Annotated in this window: 17 protein-coding genes and 1 other annotated feature; all 17 genes read left to right on the top strand. The window is 45.4% G+C overall.

What is annotated here, in order from left to right; translation table 11 throughout:
* The first annotated feature begins 14 nt into the window (after window positions 1-14).
* The 17 genes from gltX to rpoC all read left to right on the top strand — a co-directional run bounded on the left by gltX (window position 15) and on the right by rpoC (window position 18939).
* On the top strand, window positions 15-1478 hold the full coding sequence (gene gltX / locus MKZ09_RS30635; RefSeq protein ID WP_036680487.1) for a glutamate--tRNA ligase: 1464 nt from the start codon (window positions 15-17) through the stop codon (window positions 1476-1478).
* Window positions 1479-2028: 550 nt separating this feature from the next.
* Window positions 2029-2721: a serine O-acetyltransferase gene (gene cysE, locus MKZ09_RS30630; RefSeq protein WP_036680489.1), complete on the top strand. Its 693-nt coding sequence runs from the start codon at window positions 2029-2031 to the stop codon at window positions 2719-2721.
* Between the two features lie 49 nt (window positions 2722-2770).
* Window positions 2771-4177: a cysteine--tRNA ligase gene (cysS, locus tag MKZ09_RS30625; protein WP_076208233.1), complete on the top strand. Its 1407-nt coding sequence runs from the start codon at window positions 2771-2773 to the stop codon at window positions 4175-4177.
* The gene (locus MKZ09_RS30620; protein ID WP_076099622.1) at window positions 4174-4608 is read left to right on the top strand and encodes a Mini-ribonuclease 3; all 435 of its coding nucleotides are present in this window, start codon (window positions 4174-4176) and stop codon (window positions 4606-4608) included. Before cysS ends, MKZ09_RS30620 begins: the two co-directional genes overlap by 4 nt.
* 36 nt (window positions 4609-4644) lie before the next feature.
* Window positions 4645-5409, top strand: coding sequence for a 23S rRNA (guanosine(2251)-2'-O)-methyltransferase RlmB (gene rlmB, locus MKZ09_RS30615; protein WP_036680492.1), 765 nt, complete (start codon window positions 4645-4647; stop codon window positions 5407-5409).
* 2 nt (window positions 5410-5411) lie between these two features.
* A complete protein-coding gene (locus MKZ09_RS30610) occupies window positions 5412-5933 on the top strand; it encodes an NYN domain-containing protein (protein ID WP_036680494.1) in 522 nt (173 codons plus the stop codon).
* Window positions 5934-6091: 158 nt separating this feature from the next.
* Window positions 6092-6736, top strand: a complete 645-nt coding sequence (sigH, locus tag MKZ09_RS30605) for an RNA polymerase sporulation sigma factor SigH (RefSeq protein ID WP_036680496.1) — start codon at window positions 6092-6094, stop codon at window positions 6734-6736.
* A gap of 391 nt (window positions 6737-7127) precedes the next feature.
* Window positions 7128-7277, top strand: coding sequence for a 50S ribosomal protein L33 (gene rpmG / locus MKZ09_RS30600; RefSeq protein ID WP_076099620.1), 150 nt, complete (start codon window positions 7128-7130; stop codon window positions 7275-7277).
* A 20-nt stretch (window positions 7278-7297) separates the two neighbouring features.
* Window positions 7298-7489, top strand: a complete 192-nt coding sequence (gene secE, locus MKZ09_RS30595) for a preprotein translocase subunit SecE (protein WP_036680497.1) — start codon at window positions 7298-7300, stop codon at window positions 7487-7489.
* Window positions 7490-7510: 21 nt separating this feature from the next.
* A complete protein-coding gene (gene nusG, locus MKZ09_RS30590; protein ID WP_036680499.1) occupies window positions 7511-8044 on the top strand; it encodes a transcription termination/antitermination protein NusG in 534 nt (177 codons plus the stop codon).
* Between the two features lie 74 nt (window positions 8045-8118).
* The gene (rplK, locus tag MKZ09_RS30585) at window positions 8119-8544 is read left to right on the top strand and encodes a 50S ribosomal protein L11 (RefSeq protein ID WP_036680502.1); all 426 of its coding nucleotides are present in this window, start codon (window positions 8119-8121) and stop codon (window positions 8542-8544) included.
* Between the two features lie 82 nt (window positions 8545-8626).
* Window positions 8627-9319 carry a 50S ribosomal protein L1 gene (gene rplA, locus MKZ09_RS30580; RefSeq protein WP_036680504.1) on the top strand — a complete coding sequence of 231 codons (693 nt, stop codon included), beginning with the start codon at window positions 8627-8629 and terminating at the stop codon, window positions 9317-9319.
* A gap of 67 nt (window positions 9320-9386) precedes the next feature.
* Window positions 9387-9539, top strand: a sequence feature (ribosomal protein L10 leader region).
* 64 nt (window positions 9540-9603) lie between these two features.
* Window positions 9604-10107: a 50S ribosomal protein L10 gene (gene rplJ, locus MKZ09_RS30575; protein WP_076099619.1), complete on the top strand. Its 504-nt coding sequence runs from the start codon at window positions 9604-9606 to the stop codon at window positions 10105-10107.
* A gap of 65 nt (window positions 10108-10172) precedes the next feature.
* Complete coding sequence (gene rplL, locus MKZ09_RS30570) at window positions 10173-10532, top strand: 50S ribosomal protein L7/L12 (protein WP_036680508.1); 360 nt, start codon at window positions 10173-10175, stop codon at window positions 10530-10532.
* 111 nt (window positions 10533-10643) lie between these two features.
* A complete protein-coding gene (locus MKZ09_RS30565) occupies window positions 10644-11243 on the top strand; it encodes a class I SAM-dependent methyltransferase (RefSeq protein ID WP_038573463.1) in 600 nt (199 codons plus the stop codon).
* Between the two features lie 422 nt (window positions 11244-11665).
* The gene (rpoB, locus tag MKZ09_RS30560; protein WP_038573461.1) at window positions 11666-15211 is read left to right on the top strand and encodes a DNA-directed RNA polymerase subunit beta; all 3546 of its coding nucleotides are present in this window, start codon (window positions 11666-11668) and stop codon (window positions 15209-15211) included.
* A 116-nt stretch (window positions 15212-15327) separates the two neighbouring features.
* Window positions 15328-18939 (top strand): DNA-directed RNA polymerase subunit beta', encoded by a 3612-nt coding sequence (gene rpoC, locus MKZ09_RS30555; RefSeq protein ID WP_076138440.1) that lies wholly within the window; start codon window positions 15328-15330, stop codon window positions 18937-18939.
* Window positions 18940-18992: the final 53 nt, after the last annotated feature.

Below are 18992 nucleotides of genomic sequence, written 5' to 3'. Positions count from 1 at the left end.
GCGGAGGGAATACAATGACGGATGAAGTCCGGGTGCGTTACGCACCGAGCCCTACGGGACATTTACATATAGGTAACGCCAGAACGGCGCTGTTTAACTATCTGTTCGCCCGTAATAAAGGCGGTAAATTCATTATCAGAATTGAAGATACAGACGTAAAGCGCAATGTCGCTGGTGGTGAAGAGAGCCAGCTTAAGTATTTGAAATGGCTGGGTATGGATTGGGATGAGAGCGTTGATGTTGGCGGAGAGTACGGACCTTACCGTCAGACAGAACGTCTTGACTTATATCGTGTACATTGGCAGGATTTGCTGGACAGAGGTCTGGCTTACCGCTGCTATTGCACAGAGGAAGAGCTGGAAGCGGAACGTGAAGAACAGACTGCCCGCGGAGAAACCCCTCGTTATTCTGGCAAACACCGTGATCTGACTGAAGAGCAACGTCTAGCTTTTGAAGCTGAGGGACGAGTGGCTAGCATTCGCTTCCGTGTGCCAGAAGATCGTACGTATGCGTTTGATGATCTCGTAAAAGGCAGTATTTCTTTTGACACAAAAGAAATGGGTGACTTTGTTATTGTGAAGAAGGACGGAATTCCGACCTATAACTTCGCGGTAGCTGTTGATGATCATCTGATGGCTATTACCCACGTATTGCGTGGAGAAGACCATATTTCCAACACACCCCGCCAGCTTATGATCTATGAAGCGCTTGGCTGGGAGCCACCTTTATTTGGTCACATGACGCTTATTGTTGGCGACAACCACAAGAAGCTCAGCAAACGGGATGAATCCGTTATTCAGTTTATCGAGCAATATGATGAATTGGGTTACTTGCCTGAGGCCCTGGTTAACTTCATTTCTCTGCTTGGCTGGTCTCCAGAGGGAGAAGAAGAGATCTTCAGTAAAGAAGAACTTATTTCTATTTTTGATGCGGACCGTTTGTCCAAAAGCCCGGCTGTATTTGATAAAAACAAGCTGGCGCATCTGAATAATCATTATATTAAGCATGCTGATCCTAAACGGATCTCTGCACTAGCTATTCCGCATTTGCAAAAAGCGGGTAAAATACCTGCTGAGCTGAATGAAGAGCAACAAGCATGGGCGGAAAGCCTTGTCGCGTTGTATCAAGAGCAGATGACTGCAGCTTCTGACATCGTGGCGCTATCGGAACTGTTCTTCCGTAGTCACCTAGAGTTAGAGACGGAAGCAGCGCAGGTTCTGGCTGAAAGCCAAGTTCCTGAGGTATTGTCTGCTTTTCTGGCTAAGGTTGAAGCCTGTCAGGATTTCAGTGCAAGCAACATGGCTGTTCTGATTAAGGAAGTACAGAAAGAAACAGGTCATAAGGGCAAAGCACTCTTTATGCCAATTCGTGTGGCTCTGACCGGACAAACGCACGGACGTGATCTTAATATAACCATTGCTTTGCTCGGCAAAAACCGGGTCATAGAACGTTTGAAATCACAAATTAAGGGCGCTTAAGGTCGTATTTCATACGACAAAACCCCCTTGTCAGTATCTTGTCTTTTGCGCTAAGATAGAATTATATGATAATAGCTGTGATCAGGAGAAGTACGTCCATTGAAGACAATTGCCAGAGAGAATAACCGAGAAAGGGACACCCTTTCGGGCTGGGAGTTATTCATTTGTCCGGGGCAGAACATGCGCCTGTGAGCTGCACGGTTGAATGACCTTTTTAAGGCTCATTAGATCGCGCCGGGAACGTCGCCGTTAATGATGCCAAGTGGAACGAAGAAATTCTGCCGTTTGTAACAATAGCGGCTCATTTGATTCGTTCAAGCAGAGTGGAACCGCGGTTAAACGTCTCTGCAGCATTATGCTGCAGGGGCGTTTTTTGTCTAAATATAAGCAAATAATGTTCAGTCAATACTCTTTGTCTTATATTTCTTCAGATAACAAACCAAGCGAACGCTCACAGCATATGTATGATAAGGATGATGGGCCTGGAGACAATACCTTTCTTGTGTACCTGTAAACAGGAGATAAGGAAGTTAAGAAGAGAGGAACCGTGATGTTTAAGCATATTAAGTCGGACATTCGGGCGGTATTTGATAACGACCCTGCTGCCCGCAGCTGGTTCGAGGTTGTCTTCACATATGCCGGCTTGCACGCCATTTGGGGTCACCGGATCGCCCACTCTTTTTTCAAACGCCGCTGGTATACAATGGCCCGTATGGTTTCGCAGTTTAGCAGATTTATGACTGGTGTTGAGATCCATCCTGGAGCTGTCATCGGAAATAGGCTGTTTATCGACCATGGTATGGGGATAGTTATTGGAGAAACCTGCGAAATCGGTGATGATGTTATAATCTATCAAGGGGTTACGCTTGGAGGAACAGGAAAAGAAAAAGGTAAGCGTCATCCCACGGTCGGCAACAATGTAGTTATTGGTTCCGGTGCGAAGGTTTTAGGATCTTTTCGTATTGGTGACAATTCAAATATAGGTTCGAATGCTGTTGTGTTGCGTGAAGTGCCTAACAACAGTACAGTAGTAGGGAATCCAGGTCGTGTGGTAAAACGTAATGGAGAACGGGTATCCGATCGGCTCGATCATACGAAGATGCCTGACCCGCTTGTCGATTCATTGCGGTTTTTGCAGAAAGAAATCGAAGAAATTAGGGAAAAGCTTGGCGCAGAAGATAAACAAAAAACCGCACAGCGGATAGCAGAAGCTCAGCAGTATATTGGTGACTATGAAATTTAAGCATCCCGGTATTAAGGAATCCGGAAGAACAGAAAGGGCTGGAATAAGGATGGCTTTACAAATATATAACACAATGACACGCAGCAAGGAGCAGTTTGTGCCCCAGGATCCGGGCAAAGTTAAGATGTATGTGTGTGGTCCAACCGTTTATGGATATATGCATATCGGAAATGCTAGACCTATAATTGTTTTTGATATGGTCCGGAATTACTTGGAGCAGTTAGGTAATGAGGTGCGTTATGTTACGAATTTCACGGATGTCGATGATAAACTGATTCGCAAAGCCGAAGAAATGAACACTACTGTAGCAGAGGTAGCGGAAACTTTCATTGCTGCTTACCGTGAGGATCTGGAAGGGCTTGGTGTTAAACCGGCAACCTTGAATCCCCGTGTAACGGAAAGCATGGAGCTGATCATTGGATTTATTAAAGAGCTTGAGGAAAAAGGATACGCATACGAAAGCGGCGGCGATGTATATTACCGCACTTCAAAATTTGAAGACTACGGTAAATTATCTCGTCAGAATTTGGATGAGCTGCAGTTTGGTATCCGTGTTGAGGTGGACTCACGTAAGGAAAAACCGGAGGATTTTGTGCTTTGGAAAGCAGCCAAACCTGGTGAAGTGCACTGGAGTAGCCCTTGGGGAGACGGACGTCCCGGCTGGCATATTGAATGCTCGGCTATGGCGCGCGAGTTCTTGGGAGATACGATTGATATCCATGGTGGTGGACAAGATTTGCAGTTCCCGCATCATGAATGCGAATGCGCTCAGACCGAAGCTCTGACTGGTAAACCACTCTCTAATTACTGGATGCATAATGGATTCATCAACATCGGGGACGAGAAAATGTCGAAATCGCTCGGGAATGGCTGGCTTGTAAAAGATATCCGTGAGCGTTTTAAAGCAGGAGCTATCCGCTATTTCATGCTATCGACCCATTACCGTAACCCGCTGAATTTCTCAGAGGAATCTATGACTTCCGCCGAAAAGAGCGTTGAACGGATCACGCTTGCAGAGAGTAACGTTAAACATCGGCTTGAACTCGCTGCTGATGGTGCTCAAGGTGAAGTCAACTCAGAGATTAACGATAAGCTATCGGCTATAGTGGCCAATTTCCATGCTAGAATGCAGGATGACTTTAATACGCCTGATGCGATCACGGCTATGTTCGATTGGGTGAGCCTGGCAAACCATACGCTTGCGAATAACGAGGCTGCTCCTGCTGATTTTGCTGCATTACTGCAAGCATTTGGCGAAATGAATGCTGTGCTGCGTTTGACGCCTGAACTAGAAGAGGAAATTGCAAGTGAAGAAGTTGAACGGTTAATCGCCGAGCGGGTTGAAGCTCGTAAGAATAAGAATTGGAGCCGGTCTGACGAGATCCGTGATGAATTAGGCCGCTTGGGCATATTGCTTGAGGATACTCCACAGGGAATGCGGTGGCGTCGTAAATGAGTGAGGAACGCAAGTTTGATAACGGATGGTTTCCTTATGAGCCTTCCAAACCTGCGCGACTACTTTCGCCTATTGTTCTAGCTTATGTAGGAGATGCTATCTATGAGGTGGCTGTTCGCCAGTATTTAGTATCTCTTCCGAATTTGCGTCCGAACCATTTGCATCGTTCTGCTACAGGGCTGGTATCCGCTAAAGCACAGTGTGCAATTCTGAACTTTTTGGAGCCTAGTCTCACGGAAGAGGAGAAGGATGTCGCCCGTCAGGGGAGAAATGCGAAATCGGGAAGTGTTCCTAAGAATGCGGATGTGCTTGAATACCGTCATGCTACAGCTTTTGAGTGCTTGATTGGTCACTTGTACTACACAGGACAACAGGAGAGAATAGAAGAAATTGTGCACAAGGGTATACAGTTTATGTTGAAACAGCCGTGATAGGCTTGGGCGAAATAGAAAATAGGAGAAGTGAACATGGAAGAAGAATTGAAGACTGAAGAGGAAATATTGGCAGGGAAGCATTCTGTGCTTGAAGCGCTTCGTGCTGGTCGTACATTAAATAAAATTTGGATTGCAGAGACAGCCCAAAAGCATCTGACAGCACCCATCGTTGCCGAAGCCCGGAAAGCGGGAATTGTCATTCAGCATGTGGACAAGCGTAAGCTGGATCAACTGGCACCAGGAGTGCAGCATCAAGGGGTGGTTGCACAAGCAGCACCATTTGCCTATGTTGAAGTGGATGATTTGTTAGCTATAGCAGAAGCCAAAGGAGAACCGGCATTCCTTATTTTGCTTGATGAAATTGAAGATCCTCATAACCTGGGCTCGATTCTGCGGACGGCGGATTGTACTGGAGTACATGGGGTAATCGTACCTAAACGCCGTTCGGCTCAGATAACTGCGACCGTGTCCAAAACATCCGCGGGTGCTGTGGAGTATGTTCCGGTTGCCCGGGTTACAAACCTGGGTCAGACTATTGACCGTCTAAAAGAGCAGGGAGTCTGGGTAGTAGGAACAGACGTGGATACCGATCAGAATCTATACCAATCCGACATTTTCACGGGTCCGGTAGCTGTTGTAATCGGCAATGAGAATAAAGGAATGGGACGCCTGATTCGTGAAAAATGTGATGTACTTCTTAAGCTGCCGATGGCCGGAAAGATCAATTCATTAAATGCCTCTGTCGCCGCAGGAGTCATTATGTATGAAGTGATACGCCGCCGGCAACTGCAGGGATAGCTATGGCCGACTGGCGCGATGTGCTGCTTGTGGATGGATATAACATGATCGGTGGCTGGCCGGAACTTGTGGCACTGTCCCAGATTGGTATGCAGGAAGCACGCGACCGCTTGATGGATTTGCTGGCAGATTACCAGGCTTTCTCTGGACGAAGAGTTATTGCTGTTTTTGATGCATACCGTGTTCCGGGGTTGGGAAGGTCTTTTGTCCAGGGGAAGGTCCAGGTGTACTTCACCAAGGAAAAAGAAACCGCAGATGAATGCATTGAGCGACTGGTTGGGGAATATAGCAATCGGCGCCGGCAGATCTATGTGGCTACGAGTGATTTTATAGAGCAGCATATTATTTTTGCACAAGGTGCATTGCGAATTTCGGCAAGGGAATTGCATCTGGAAATTGAAGAGAACCAGAAACAAGTAAAAAAAGCTATTGAACCTGGTGGTGTCAGTTCTACTCGTCATTCGTTGGAAGACAAACTGCCTCCCGATGTGCGCAGTAAGTTGGAAAAATGGCGCAGACAGTGAGATTGAGGAAGAATCAGGAAATATTTTATTCCAATTTATGCTATTCTAGATTGATTTTGGACAAACTCCGGTTGACGGTGGAAGGTAACATAATATATACTGATCCTATATTTCGCGAAGTAACGATGTGTCTTGCGTTGCAGCCGGGGGGATTCTTGGTGAGTGTCGACCTCAAGGAAATAATGCTGTCTGAGTATGATTTCATAAGTGATGAAGATATTGTCGAGGCTTTCCGTGGTGGCGACAGTGGCGCATTAGAACATTTGATTAATAAATACCGTAACTTTGTACGTGCTAAAGCCCGCTCTTATTTCTTGATCGGGGCAGACCGTGAAGATATTGTACAAGAAGGAATGATTGGTCTATACAAGGCTATTCGTGACTTTAAAGGTGACAAGCTCTCTTCATTCAAGGCTTTTGCTGAGCTCTGCATTACACGACAGATTATAACGGCTATTAAGACGGCCACTCGTCAGAAACATATTCCGCTGAACTCTTATGTTTCCTTGGACAAGCCCATTTATGACGAAGATTCTGATAGAACACTTATGGATGTCATTTGTGGAACACAGGTTCTAGATCCAGAAGAGCTAATTATTAATCAAGAAGAATTCATTGGTCTTGAAGATAAGATGGCGGAGATTCTAAGTGACTTGGAGCGCAAGGTTCTGATGTTGTATTTAGACGGAAGATCCTATCAAGAGATTGCTGAAGATCTTAAGCGGCATGTAAAGTCTATTGATAACGCTCTACAACGAGTAAAAAGGAAATTAGAAAGATATCTAGAAGTACGTGACAATTGATGATATAATGAACAAGAGAGGGCTCGGACATCGAGTTCTTTTTTTTAGTCTTTTTGAAATCACTCGGATAGAATTAGGTGCTTGCACCATAAATTACTATTTGAGCCGATTTTAGTCGTTGCCGTTGAAGGTAGGTTTATACACAGACGGAATACCCCATAATGGTAAGGAAGACAGCGAAGTGTGAGGAAGAGATAGACCCAAAGACAGGGTACGGCCATATGACTACTAAACCCGGAATTACCCAGTGCAGAACGGAATTCTTTCGTTGACACAGACCTTGACATTATGCTAAAGTGTTTTAGGTAGGCCTAAATTCGCGGCTTTTTTTTAGGATCAATATTTGCGTCTTCTAATGTGAATTAGAAGGACGTCTCGGGAGGTGCACATCATGCGGGTAATTATCACTTTGGCTTGTACAAGTTGCAAACAAAGAAACTATGCGACTACCAAAAACAAGCGAAATCACCCCGACCGCATGGAGATGAAGAAATTTTGCAAGTATTGTAACTCGCAAACTCCTCATCGCGAAACCAGATAGTCTGTGGAGGTGTAGTCGGCATGAAACGTAGTTTCAAGTCTATGTTTTCCTTTTTCACTGAGAGCTGGAGTGAACTCAAAAAGGTTCGCTGGCCAAGTCGTAAAGAATTGACCAACTATACATTGATCGTTCTCGGTACGATTGTAGTTGTCGCTATTTACTTCTGGGTTCTGGACATCGGTATTTCCGCTGTGATTGAAGCGATTATTTAGAGAGGTCCCAGGTGGCTTGATATGGAAAAAAGATGGTATGTCGTTCATACCTATTCTGGGTATGAGAATAAGGTCAAAGCCAATTTGGAGAAGCGCGTTGAGTCCATGGGCATGGAAGACAAAATATTCCGCGTTCTTGTTCCTATGGAAGAAGAAATCGTAAACAAAGACGGTAAGAAAAAAACCGTTATGCGTAAAGTTTACCCCGGATATGTTTTGGTGGAAATGGTTCAGACTGATGATTCCTGGTATGTTGTCCGCAATACTCCGGGCGTTACTGGATTTGTTGGTTCGACAGGCTCAGGGTCTAAACCAACAGCTTTGCTTCCGGAAGAGGTAGAACAAATTCTGAAGCATATGGGCATGGTTGAACCTAAAGCGAAGATTGATTTCGAAATCAAGGAATCCGTACGTATTATGGTTGGTCCGTTTGCGAATTTTGTGGGCTCCGTGGAAGAAATTTTGGCTGACAAGAGCAAGATCAAAGTGCATGTTAACATGTTTGGACGGGAAACCCCGCTAGAGTTGGATTTCACTCAAGTGGAGAAAATATAACATAAGCTAGGGTTTCTTGTGGGAGAGCGCTATTGGCGTTCGAAGACCACTATTTTTGCAAGGAGGTGTCACTCATGGCTAAAAAAGTTATTAAAATGGTGAAACTGCAGATTCCTGCAGGGAAAGCGAATCCAGCGCCTCCAGTAGGTCCGGCGTTAGGTCAAGCAGGTGTCAACATCATGGCATTCTGTAAGGAATTTAATGCTCGTACTGCCGACCAGGCTGGCTTGATCATTCCGGTTGAAATTACAGTATTTGAAGACCGTTCCTTTACTTTCATCACTAAAACTCCTCCGGCTGCTGTTCTGCTTCGCATCGCTGCTAAAGTAGAAAAAGGATCCGGCGAACCAAACAAGAAAAAAGTAGCAAAAATCGGCCGCGCTGCGGTACGTGAAATTGCTGAAACAAAAATGCCTGACCTTAACGCTGCAACTGTTGAAGCTGCAATGCGTATGGTTGAAGGTACTGCTCGCAGTATGGGTATCACAATCGAAGACTAGTAGTTTTCGAAGAATCGGTCATTCGTGACCCGCAAGTATGTGGGAGGAATTTCCGCTAACACCACAAAGGAGGAACATTTTCATGGCTAAACATGGTAAGAAATACCAAGAAGCTGCTAAGCTGATCAACAGCGAAGCAACTTACGAGCCTTCAGAAGCTGTAGAGCTTGTGAAAAAGGCAGCGACTGCTAAGTTCGACGAAACCGTTGAAGCAGCAGTTCGTCTGGGTGTAGACCCGCGTAAACAAGACCAAGCAGTTCGTGGTGTTGTTGTCCTGCCTCACGGCACTGGTAAAACACAACGCGTGCTTGTATTTGCAAAAGGTGAAAAAGCGAAAGAGGCAGAAGCTGCTGGCGCTGATTTTGTTGGTGATCAAGACATGATCAACAAAATTCAACAAGGCTGGTTTGAATTTGATGTCTGCGTAGCTACACCTGATATGATGAGTGAAGTCGGTAAACTGGGTCGTCTGCTTGGTGGTAAAGGTCTTATGCCTAACCCTAAAGCTGGCACAGTTACATTCGATGTTTCCAAGGCTGTGCAAGAAATCAAAGCCGGTAAAATCGAATACCGTCTCGACAAAGCAGGTCAAATTCACGCGCCAATCGGCAAAGTGTCCTTTGATGCTGCACAATTGAACGATAACCTTAAAGCTCTTATCGACGCTTTGAACCGTGCGAAACCAGCTGCTGCTAAAGGTGTATACCTTAAAGGCATCTCGATTTCTTCCACAATGGGACCTAGCGCTCGTGTGAACACAACCGTCTTCAGATAATTAAGGGTTGACTCTTTGAGTCAATTTTGATAATCTATAACAGTTGTGAAACTTAAGGTATCAATCTTAACCTTGAATATGCTTACCGTAGACAGTAGGTGCCTTAGTGCTTAATTTCCTACCGAGGTGTTGTGATAGAAACAAGAAGTAACGAGCTTGCTCGTATAACTTTCGTTTTATCAAGCCTTCGTGATTCTGCGGAGGCTTTTCTACTGCCTGCGTAGGAGCGGTGAAGCTTTCCTTGGAAAGAACGCCGACACATAAATTTTCAGGAGGTGTATACATTGGCAAATGCAAAAGTAATTCAAGCAAAACAAGACGCGGTTGACGTCGTTACTGCAAAACTGCAAAACAGTCTTTCGACTGTTGTAGCTGACTACCGTGGATTGAACGTTTCCCAAGTGACTGAACTGCGTAAGCAACTTCGTGAAGCTGGCGTTGAGTTTCAAGTCCTGAAGAACACATTGCTACGTCGCGCAACTGCTGCGGCTGAGTTGAGTGAATTGGATGAAGTTTTGACTGGTCCAACAGCTATCGCATTCAGCACAACTGATGCAGTAGCACCAGCTAAAATTTTGAACGATTTCGCCAAGAAAAACGACGCTTTGAAATTGAAAGGCGGCGTAGTTGAAGGTCGTGTCATTGACGCGGAACAACTGAAAGCACTGGCTGAGCTTCCATCCCGCGATGGTTTGCTGTCCATGCTGCTTAGCGTACTTCAAGCTCCAATGCGCAACTTCGCGCTTGCAGTTAAAGCTGTTGCTGAAAAAGAAGAACAAAGCGCGTAAGCCTTTGACTCTTGCAGCATAATCAATACCACAAATAAATTTAAATATAAAATGGAGGTTCAATCATGAGTAAAGAAGCAATCTTGGAAGCAATTAAAGGCATGAGCGTATTGGAACTGAACGACCTGGTTAAAGCAATTGAAGAAGAATTCGGCGTAACTGCAGCAGCTCCAGTAGCAGCTGGCGGTGCGGTAGCAGCAGTAGCTGAAGAGCAATCCGAATTTGACGTAATTTTGACAGGCGCTGGCGCTTCCAAAATCAACGTTATCAAAATCGTTCGCGAAATCACTGGTCTTGGCTTGAAAGAAGCTAAAGATCTTGTAGACAACGCACCAAAAGCAATCAAAGAAAAAGTAAGCAAAGACGAAGCCGAAGCTACTAAAGCAAAATTGGAAGAAGCAGGCGCAGCTGTAGAAGTGAAGTAATTCCTTCTATTACTGAAAACCCCTTGAACTTGTTCAAGGGGTTTGTTTTATAAATAGAGTTAGTAGGGCGTATATACCAACTGCTAACATAACAGGAAAGGGAGGAAAGAGATGTCGCAACATTATTATTCGCAGCAGCCGGAAGTACGTCATGACAGACGTAGCATTGATACCGTACTAAGAGGCAAAAGCTTTCGTTTTACGAGCGATGCCGGTGTATTCTCTAAAGGAGACATCGATTACGGTAGCCGAGTTCTTATTGAAGCTATGATAATTCCGGACGGTTCAGCGGTGCTTGATGTAGGTTGTGGTTATGGGCCGATTGGCATAAGTGCAGCATACCTAGCTCCCAAAGGACATGTAACCATGATTGATATTAACAGTCGTGCGGTAGAACTGGCGCGTGAGAATGCTCAGCACAATGGAATCCGGAATGTTACGATAATGGAAAGCGATGTGCTCGGCGCATTGAATGAGCAGCAGAAGTTCGATGTGATTCTAACTAATCCTCCGATTCGTGCAGGAAAAGCTGTAGTGCATAAGATTTTTGAAGATGCGTATGAACATTTAAATGAGGGTGGCTATCTGTGGATTGTGATTCAGAAGAAGCAGGGTGCTCCATCCGCAGTGGCAAAACTAGAAAGCTTGTTCTCAATGGTGGAAGAAGTGGGGAAAGACAAAGGCTATCGTATTATTAAAGCGCAAAAATAAAATACAATAGGTTATTGACATGTGATAGTGATAATGGTATTATTATAAAATGTCAGTATTAAGATAGGCTCCATGTCTTTAGTTTGCTGAAATGTCAAGCAATATATTGTCGCCCGGCTAGCGCATGCCGCACGGCAAGTTTTTGCGAGTTGGTTATCTATGCTCTAACGTAGCAAATGCTGCGTGGTAATAGATAATAGCGCATAAACTATTGCTTGGTGACGTATAATATGTACGTTTTGGGCAAATCTACTTGATAAGGAGTATTTTGGTCATGGATAAATGCGCTCTTTTTTCGAAGATTTCGATAAGGGCTTTTCTTTTATTTATGACTGAATCCTTGTAGTATGGTTCCATTATACGGTTCCAAACAAGGGTTCGCAATCAATTTTTAAGTGAGTAGACATGAGGGGTGAGTAAAGTTGGCAGGACATCTTGTTCAGTATGGTCGACGCACTCGGCGGAGCTATGCGAGAATTAACGAGGTACTCGAGGTCCCGAACCTGATCGAGATCCAACAAAAATCTTATGATTGGTTTTTGGAGGAAGGATTGCGGGAAATGTTTCAGGACATCTCGCCGATCCAGGATTTCACAGGTAATTTGGTACTAGAGTTCATTGATTACAGCCTGGGTGAACCGAAATATACGGTTGACGACGCTAAAGAGCGGGACGTAACGTATGCGGCTCCTCTGCGTGTAAAGGTGCGGCTCATTAATAAAGAGACCGGTGAGGTTAAAGAACAGGAAGTGTTCATGGGAGATTTCCCGCTGATGACGGAGACCGGCACTTTTATTATTAATGGTGCGGAACGGGTTATTGTCAGCCAGTTGGTTCGCTCTCCAAGCGTCTATTTCAGCACAAAAGTGGATAAGAACGGCAAAAAAACCTACACCGCCACAGTAATCCCGAACCGCGGAGCCTGGTTGGAACTTGAAACCGACGCTAAGGACATTATGTATGTTCGTATCGATCGGACTCGTAAAATTCCTGTTACCGTACTTTTGCGTGCTCTCGGTTTCGGTAGTGATGCCGAAATTCTGGAATTGCTTGGCAATGATGAATATATTCGCAATACGCTGGATAAAGACAACACGGACTCCACGGAGAAGGCGCTTATTGAAATTTATGAGCGTTTGCGTCCGGGCGAACCGCCGACACTAGACAATGCCAAAAGTTTGCTGGTTGCGCGTTTCTTTGATCCAAAACGCTACGACCTAGCTAATGTAGGCCGTTACAAAATCAATAAAAAGCTACACATTAAGAACCGTCTTTTCAATCAACGTCTTGCTCAGCCTTTGGTTGACGACTCTACTGGAGAAATCCTGGCAGAATCCGGCCAAATGGTCGATCGTAGACTGCTTGATGAATTGATTCCATATTTCGAAAAGAATGTTGCCTTTAAAAACTACCGTGTTACTGGCGGAGTTATGGACAGCGAAGATATTCCTCTTCAAACAATTGACGTGTTCTCGCCAATTGAAGAAGGCCGGGTTATTAAGCTGATTGCTAACGGCAACATCGACAAATCTGTTAAGCATATTACTCAAGCTGATATTATATCCTCAATCAGCTACTTTATTAATTTGCTTCACGGAATTGGCAATACCGATGATATCGACCACTTGGGTAACCGTCGTCTGCGTTCTGTAGGTGAACTCTTGCAGAATCAGTTCCGTATCGGTTTGTCTCGGATGGAACGTGTTGTACGTGAAAGAATGTCGATTCAGGATGCTAATGCGATTACGCCTCAGGCTCTGATCAATATTCGTCCGGTCATCGCGTCTATTAAAGAGTTCTTCGGTAGCTCCCAGCTGTCTCAATTTATGGATCAGACGAACCCACTTGCGGAACTTACGCATAAACGTCGTCTGTCCGCCCTCGGACCTGGTGGTTTGACACGTGAACGCGCGGGCTTTGAAGTTCGTGACGTCCATCACAGTCACTACGGTCGGATGTGTCCAATTGAAACGCCGGAAGGTCCAAACATCGGGTTGATCAACTCCTTGTCCACCTTTGCCCGCATCAATGAATACGGCTTTATTGAAGCTCCGTATCGTTGGGTGGATCCGAAGACTGGTAAGGTGACTGAGCAAATTGACTATCTGACTGCTGATGAGGAAGATAATTATGTAGTTGCTCAGGCTAACGTGTTGATCGAAGAAGATGGCACCTTTAAAGAAGATATGGTAATCGTTCGTTACAACAAAGACTCAGACAACATTACAACGATGCCAAGTAATCGTGTCGATTACATGGACGTTTCGCCTAAACAGGTTGTATCTGTCGCTACGGCGCTCATTCCGTTCCTTGAGAACGATGACTCCAACCGCGCACTGATGGGATCTAACATGCAACGTCAAGCCGTTCCGCTTCTAATTCCAAAAGCTCCGCTGGTCGGAACAGGGATGGAACATAAATCCGCTAAGGATTCTGGCGTATGTATCGTTTCCAAGTATGACGGTATTATCGAACGTTCTTCAGCTAATGAAATTTGGCTGCGTCGCGTTGAGACTGTCGAAGGCAAGGAAGTTAAAGGCGATATCGTTAAATATAAATTACACAAATTTATGCGTTCTAACCAAGGTACCTGTATTAACCAACGTCCTCTAGCTAAAAGAGGGGACATTGTTAAGAAAGGTGATATCCTGGCAGACGGTCCTTCCACAGAAATGGGCGAACTTGCTCTTGGCCGTAACGTAGTCGTTGCGTTCATGACTTGGGAAGGTTACAACTACGAGGATGCGATCCTGTTAAGTGAAAAGCTGGTTAAGGAAGATGTATATACTTCGATTCATATCGAAGAATACGAATCTGAAGCTCGTGACACTAAACTGGGACCTGAAGAAATTACGCGCGATATTCCGAACGTCGGCGAAGAAGCTCTGCGCAATCTTGATGAGCGCGGAATCATCCGCATCGGTGCGGAAATCAGCGCTGGTGACATTCTGGTGGGTAAGGTTACTCCTAAGGGTGTAACTGAACTGACAGCAGAAGAACGTCTCCTGCACGCTATCTTTGGTGAGAAAGCTCGTGAAGTACGGGATACCTCTTTACGCGTTCCTCATGGTAGTGATGGTATTATCGTGGACGTTAAAGTCTTTACACGTGAGAACGGCGATGAGCTGCCTCCGGGTGTAAATCAATTGGTTCGTGTCTACATCGCTCAGAAACGTAAGATCTCTGAGGGTGACAAGATGGCCGGACGTCACGGTAACAAGGGTGTCGTTGCCCGTATCCTGCCAGAAGAAGATATGCCGTTCCTTCCGGACGGTACGCCAGTACAGGTTGTTCTTAACCCTCTAGGCGTTCCTTCTCGTATGAACATCGGACAGGTGCTTGAGGTCCATATTGGTATGGCCGCATTGCGTCTGGGAATTCACATTGCAACGCCGGTATTTGACGGAGCGCGTGAGTACGACGTGTTTGATACGATGGAAGAAGCAGGTATGCAGCGTAATGGTAAAACCGTACTGTATGATGGCCGTACAGGTGAACGCTTTGAACGTGAAGTTACTGTTGGTGTCATGCACATGATCAAACTGGCGCACATGGTTGATGATAAGATTCACGCCCGTTCAACAGGACCTTACTCACTAGTTACGCAACAACCATTGGGTGGTAAAGCTCAATTTGGTGGACAGCGTTTCGGGGAGATGGAAGTGTGGGCGCTTGAAGCTTACGGTGCTGCATATACATTGCAAGAAATTTTGACCGTGAAATCCGATGACGTGGTTGGTCGCGTGAAGACGTACGAATCCATTGTCAAAGGTGAAAATGTACCGGAACCAGGTGTTCCTGAGTCGTTCAAGGTATTGATCAAAGAACTGCAGTCCCTGGGTATGGATGTTAAGATTCTTAGCGGTGACGAGCAGGAAATTGAAATGAGAGAATTGGACGATGAGGACGAGACGTCAGGCGACAAACTAAGCCTCAATTTAGAAGGTTCAGAAGTCGGAGTAGAATAATCAAGCTGGAGCTTAAAAGTTCCATTTTATAAAGGACCGCACGCCCTCTTTTGATGTAACAGTCAGAAGAGGGCAAAGCGGTACTAAATCAGGATTAGGTTAAGGAGGGTTGCTCCTTGTTGGACGTTAACAATTTTGAATTTATGAAAATCGGACTCGCTTCTCCGGAGAAGATTCGTTCATGGTCCCGCGGAGAAGTTAAGAAACCGGAAACCATTAACTATCGTACATTGAAACCGGAAAAAGAGGGTCTTTTCTGTGAGCGTATCTTTGGACCACAAAAAGACTGGGAATGTCATTGCGGTAAATACAAACGTGTCCGTTATAAGGGCGTAGTCTGCGACCGTTGTGGCGTTGAGGTTACCCGTGCTAAAGTTCGTCGTGAACGTATGGGTCACATTGAATTGGCTGCTCCGGTATCTCATATCTGGTATTTCAAAGGTATCCCAAGCCGCATGGGGCTTGCACTAGATATGTCTCCAAGATCACTTGAAGAAATTATCTATTTCGCATCTTATGTTGTAACGGATCCAGGTGAAACTCCACTGGAAAAGAAACAACTTCTGTCCGAGAAAGAATATCGTAGCTACCGTGAAAAATACGGTTACGGTTTCCAAGCCGGCATGGGTGCTGAAGCTGTTAAAAAGCTTCTTCAAGATATCGACATCGATAAAGAGCTGGAATTCCTCAAAGAAGAACTGCGTACGGCCCAAGGCCAACGCCGTAACCGGGCGATCAAACGTCTGGAAGTCATTGAAGCATTCCGTAACTCCGGCAACAAGCCTGATTGGATGATCATGGATGTTCTTCCGGTTATTCCTCCGGAGCTTCGTCCGATGGTTCAATTGGATGGTGGCCGTTTTGCTACGTCCGACTTGAATGATCTCTATCGCCGTGTTATTAACCGGAACAACCGTCTGAAAAGACTGCTTGATCTCGGTGCTCCTGACATTATCGTGCAGAACGAAAAACGGATGCTCCAGGAAGCTGTCGATGCTCTCATCGATAACGGCCGTCGGGGACGTCCGGTAACCGGTCCTGGTAACCGTCCACTTAAATCGCTCAGCCATATGCTGAAAGGTAAACAAGGACGTTTCCGCCAGAACTTGCTCGGTAAACGGGTTGACTACTCTGGACGTTCCGTTATCGTAGTAGGACCGTACCTCAAGATGTATCAATGCGGACTTCCTAAGAAAATGGCGTTAGAATTGTTCAAACCTTTTGTTATGAAAGAATTGGTTAATAAGGGCCTTGCCCACAACATAAAGAGCGCGAAACGTAAAGTTGAACGCGTAAGTCCTGAAGTTTGGGATGTACTCGAAGAAGTAATTAGAGAACACCCAGTACTTCTAAACCGCGCACCAACACTTCACCGTCTCGGTATTCAAGCATTTGAACCGATCTTGGTGGAAGGTCACGCTATTCGTCTTCACCCACTCGTATGTACGGCGTACAATGCCGACTTTGACGGTGACCAAATGGCGGTGCACGTTCCTCTGTCTGCAGAAGCTCAAGCGGAAGCACGCATTCTCATGCTTGCATCTGGTAATATCTTGAATCCTAAAGACGGTAAGCCAGTTGTAACACCTTCCCAGGATATGGTCCTTGGTACTTTCTACTTGACCATGGATAACAAGGAAGAAAAGGGTAGTGGTATGATTCTGCGTACCGTTAACGAAGCTGTATCAGCTTACCAACGCGGAACTGCAGGACTTCATGCTCGTGTTGCTATTCCGGCTAAAGCACTTGGCAAAACATGCTTTACGGAAGAACAACAAAATGCAATGTTGATTACTACGGTCGGTAAGATCATTTTTAATGAAATCTACCCAAGTAGTTTCCCTTATATCAACGAAGCAACCAAAACTAACTTGCTGCACGGCACACCTGAGAAATACTTTATCTACGAAAAAGGCGCGAACATTCGCGAGCTGATTGAATCCGCTCCAGAAGCCAGTGCTGTAGGTAAAGAATATCTGGGTCTGATTATTGCTCGTTGTTTTGAAACTTATCACACAACCAAAACTTCTATGATTTTGGATAAAATTAAACAACTCGGATTCACTTACTCCACACGTTCTGGTGTTACAGTTGCCGTGTCGGACGTTATTGTCCCTGAGGAGAAAGTTACGATCCTGAAAGAGTCTGAAGCTAAGGTTGATGTGGTTGCTAACCAATATCGCCGTGGTTTGATCACCAATGACGAACGGTATGACCGTGTTATTGAGATCTGGTCGAAGACTAAGGATGATCTTACGAACATCCTGCTTAAGTCGATGGACCGTTTCAACTCTATCATGCTCATGGTCGACTCTAAAGCGCGTGGTAACAAATCGCAGATCACTCAGTTGGGTGGTATGCGTGGTCTGATGGCAACACCTTCAGGTCGGATTTTCGAATTGCCAATCAAGGCAAACTTCCGTGAAGGTCTTACCGTCTTGGAGTACTTTATCTCCACTCACGGAGCGCGTAAAGGTCTTGCCGATACCGCACTTCGTACCGCTGACTCAGGGTATCTGACTCGTCGTCTTGTTGACGTTGCCCAGGACGTTATTGTCCGTGAAGAAGATTGTGGAACCGATAAAGGCTTCACAGTTAGTCGTATTCAGGATGGTAAAGAGGTTATCGAAGATCTGTATGACCGTATTGAAGGTCGTTACTGCTTCGAAACTGTTCGTCACCCAGAAACAGGCGAAATCATTGTTCACCGTAATGATTTGATTGACTCCGATAAAGCGGAGGCAATTGTAAACGCAGGTGTAACTAAGCTGCAAATTCGTTCTGTACTGAGCTGCCGTGCCCGTCATGGGGTTTGTAAGAAATGTTACGGACGTAACTTGGCAACTGGTAAACACGTTGAGATTGGTGAAGCAGTTGGTATTATTGCCGCACAATCTATCGGTGAACCAGGAACCCAGCTTACAATGCGTACGTTCCATACCGGCGGTGTTGCCGGTGATGACATCACTCAAGGTTTGCCGCGTATTCAGGAGTTGTTTGAAGCTCGTAACCCTAAAGGTCAAGCTACAATCAGTGAGATCGATGGCGTAATCAAGGAAATCCGTGAAACCAAAGACCGTCGCGAAATAGAGGTTCAAGGTGAAGCAGAATCCAAGACTTATTCCATTACTTATGGTTCGCGTCTACGTGTTAGCGAAGGTCAAGAAATCGAAGCCGGCGATGAGCTGACAGACGGTTCGATTGACCCTAAAGAAATGCTGCGTATCAAAGGGATCCGTGGGGTACAAAACTACATTCTGCAAGAAGTACAGCGTGTATACCGTAACCAAGGCGTTGAGATCAATGATAAGCACATTGAAGTTATGATCAAGCAAATGCTTCGGAAGATCCGTATCATTGACGCAGGTGACACAAGTCTGTTGCCAGGTGCATTTGCGGATATTCATGAGTACGAAGGTGCTAACAAGGAAGCAATCTTGTCTGGTAAAGAGCCTGCTGTTGCTAAACCAGTCTTGCTCGGTATTACCAAGGCGTCTCTTGAGACTGATTCCTTCTTGTCAGCTGCATCATTCCAAGAAACTACTCGTGTCCTAACAGACGCTGCTATCAAAGGTAAAGTAGATAAGTTGCTTGGACTTAAAGAAAATGTTATTATCGGTAAGTTGATTCCTGCAGGTACTGGGATGAACCGTTACCGTAACGTTAAGCTAAGTGATCCAAATGCAGAAAGCGAACTTGAAACATTAGAGACGGTTCCTGCTGAATAAATTAGCAATCATGGTAGTGTGCTCATGTCATACCTACTCATAGGTGTGGCATG

The sequence above is a fragment of the Paenibacillus sp. FSL R5-0908 genome (assembly GCF_038006245.1).
Taxonomy (GTDB): Bacteria; Bacillota; Bacilli; order Paenibacillales; family Paenibacillaceae; genus Paenibacillus_AQ; species Paenibacillus_AQ odorifer.
This window is presented reverse-complemented; position numbering and strand designations above follow the sequence as displayed.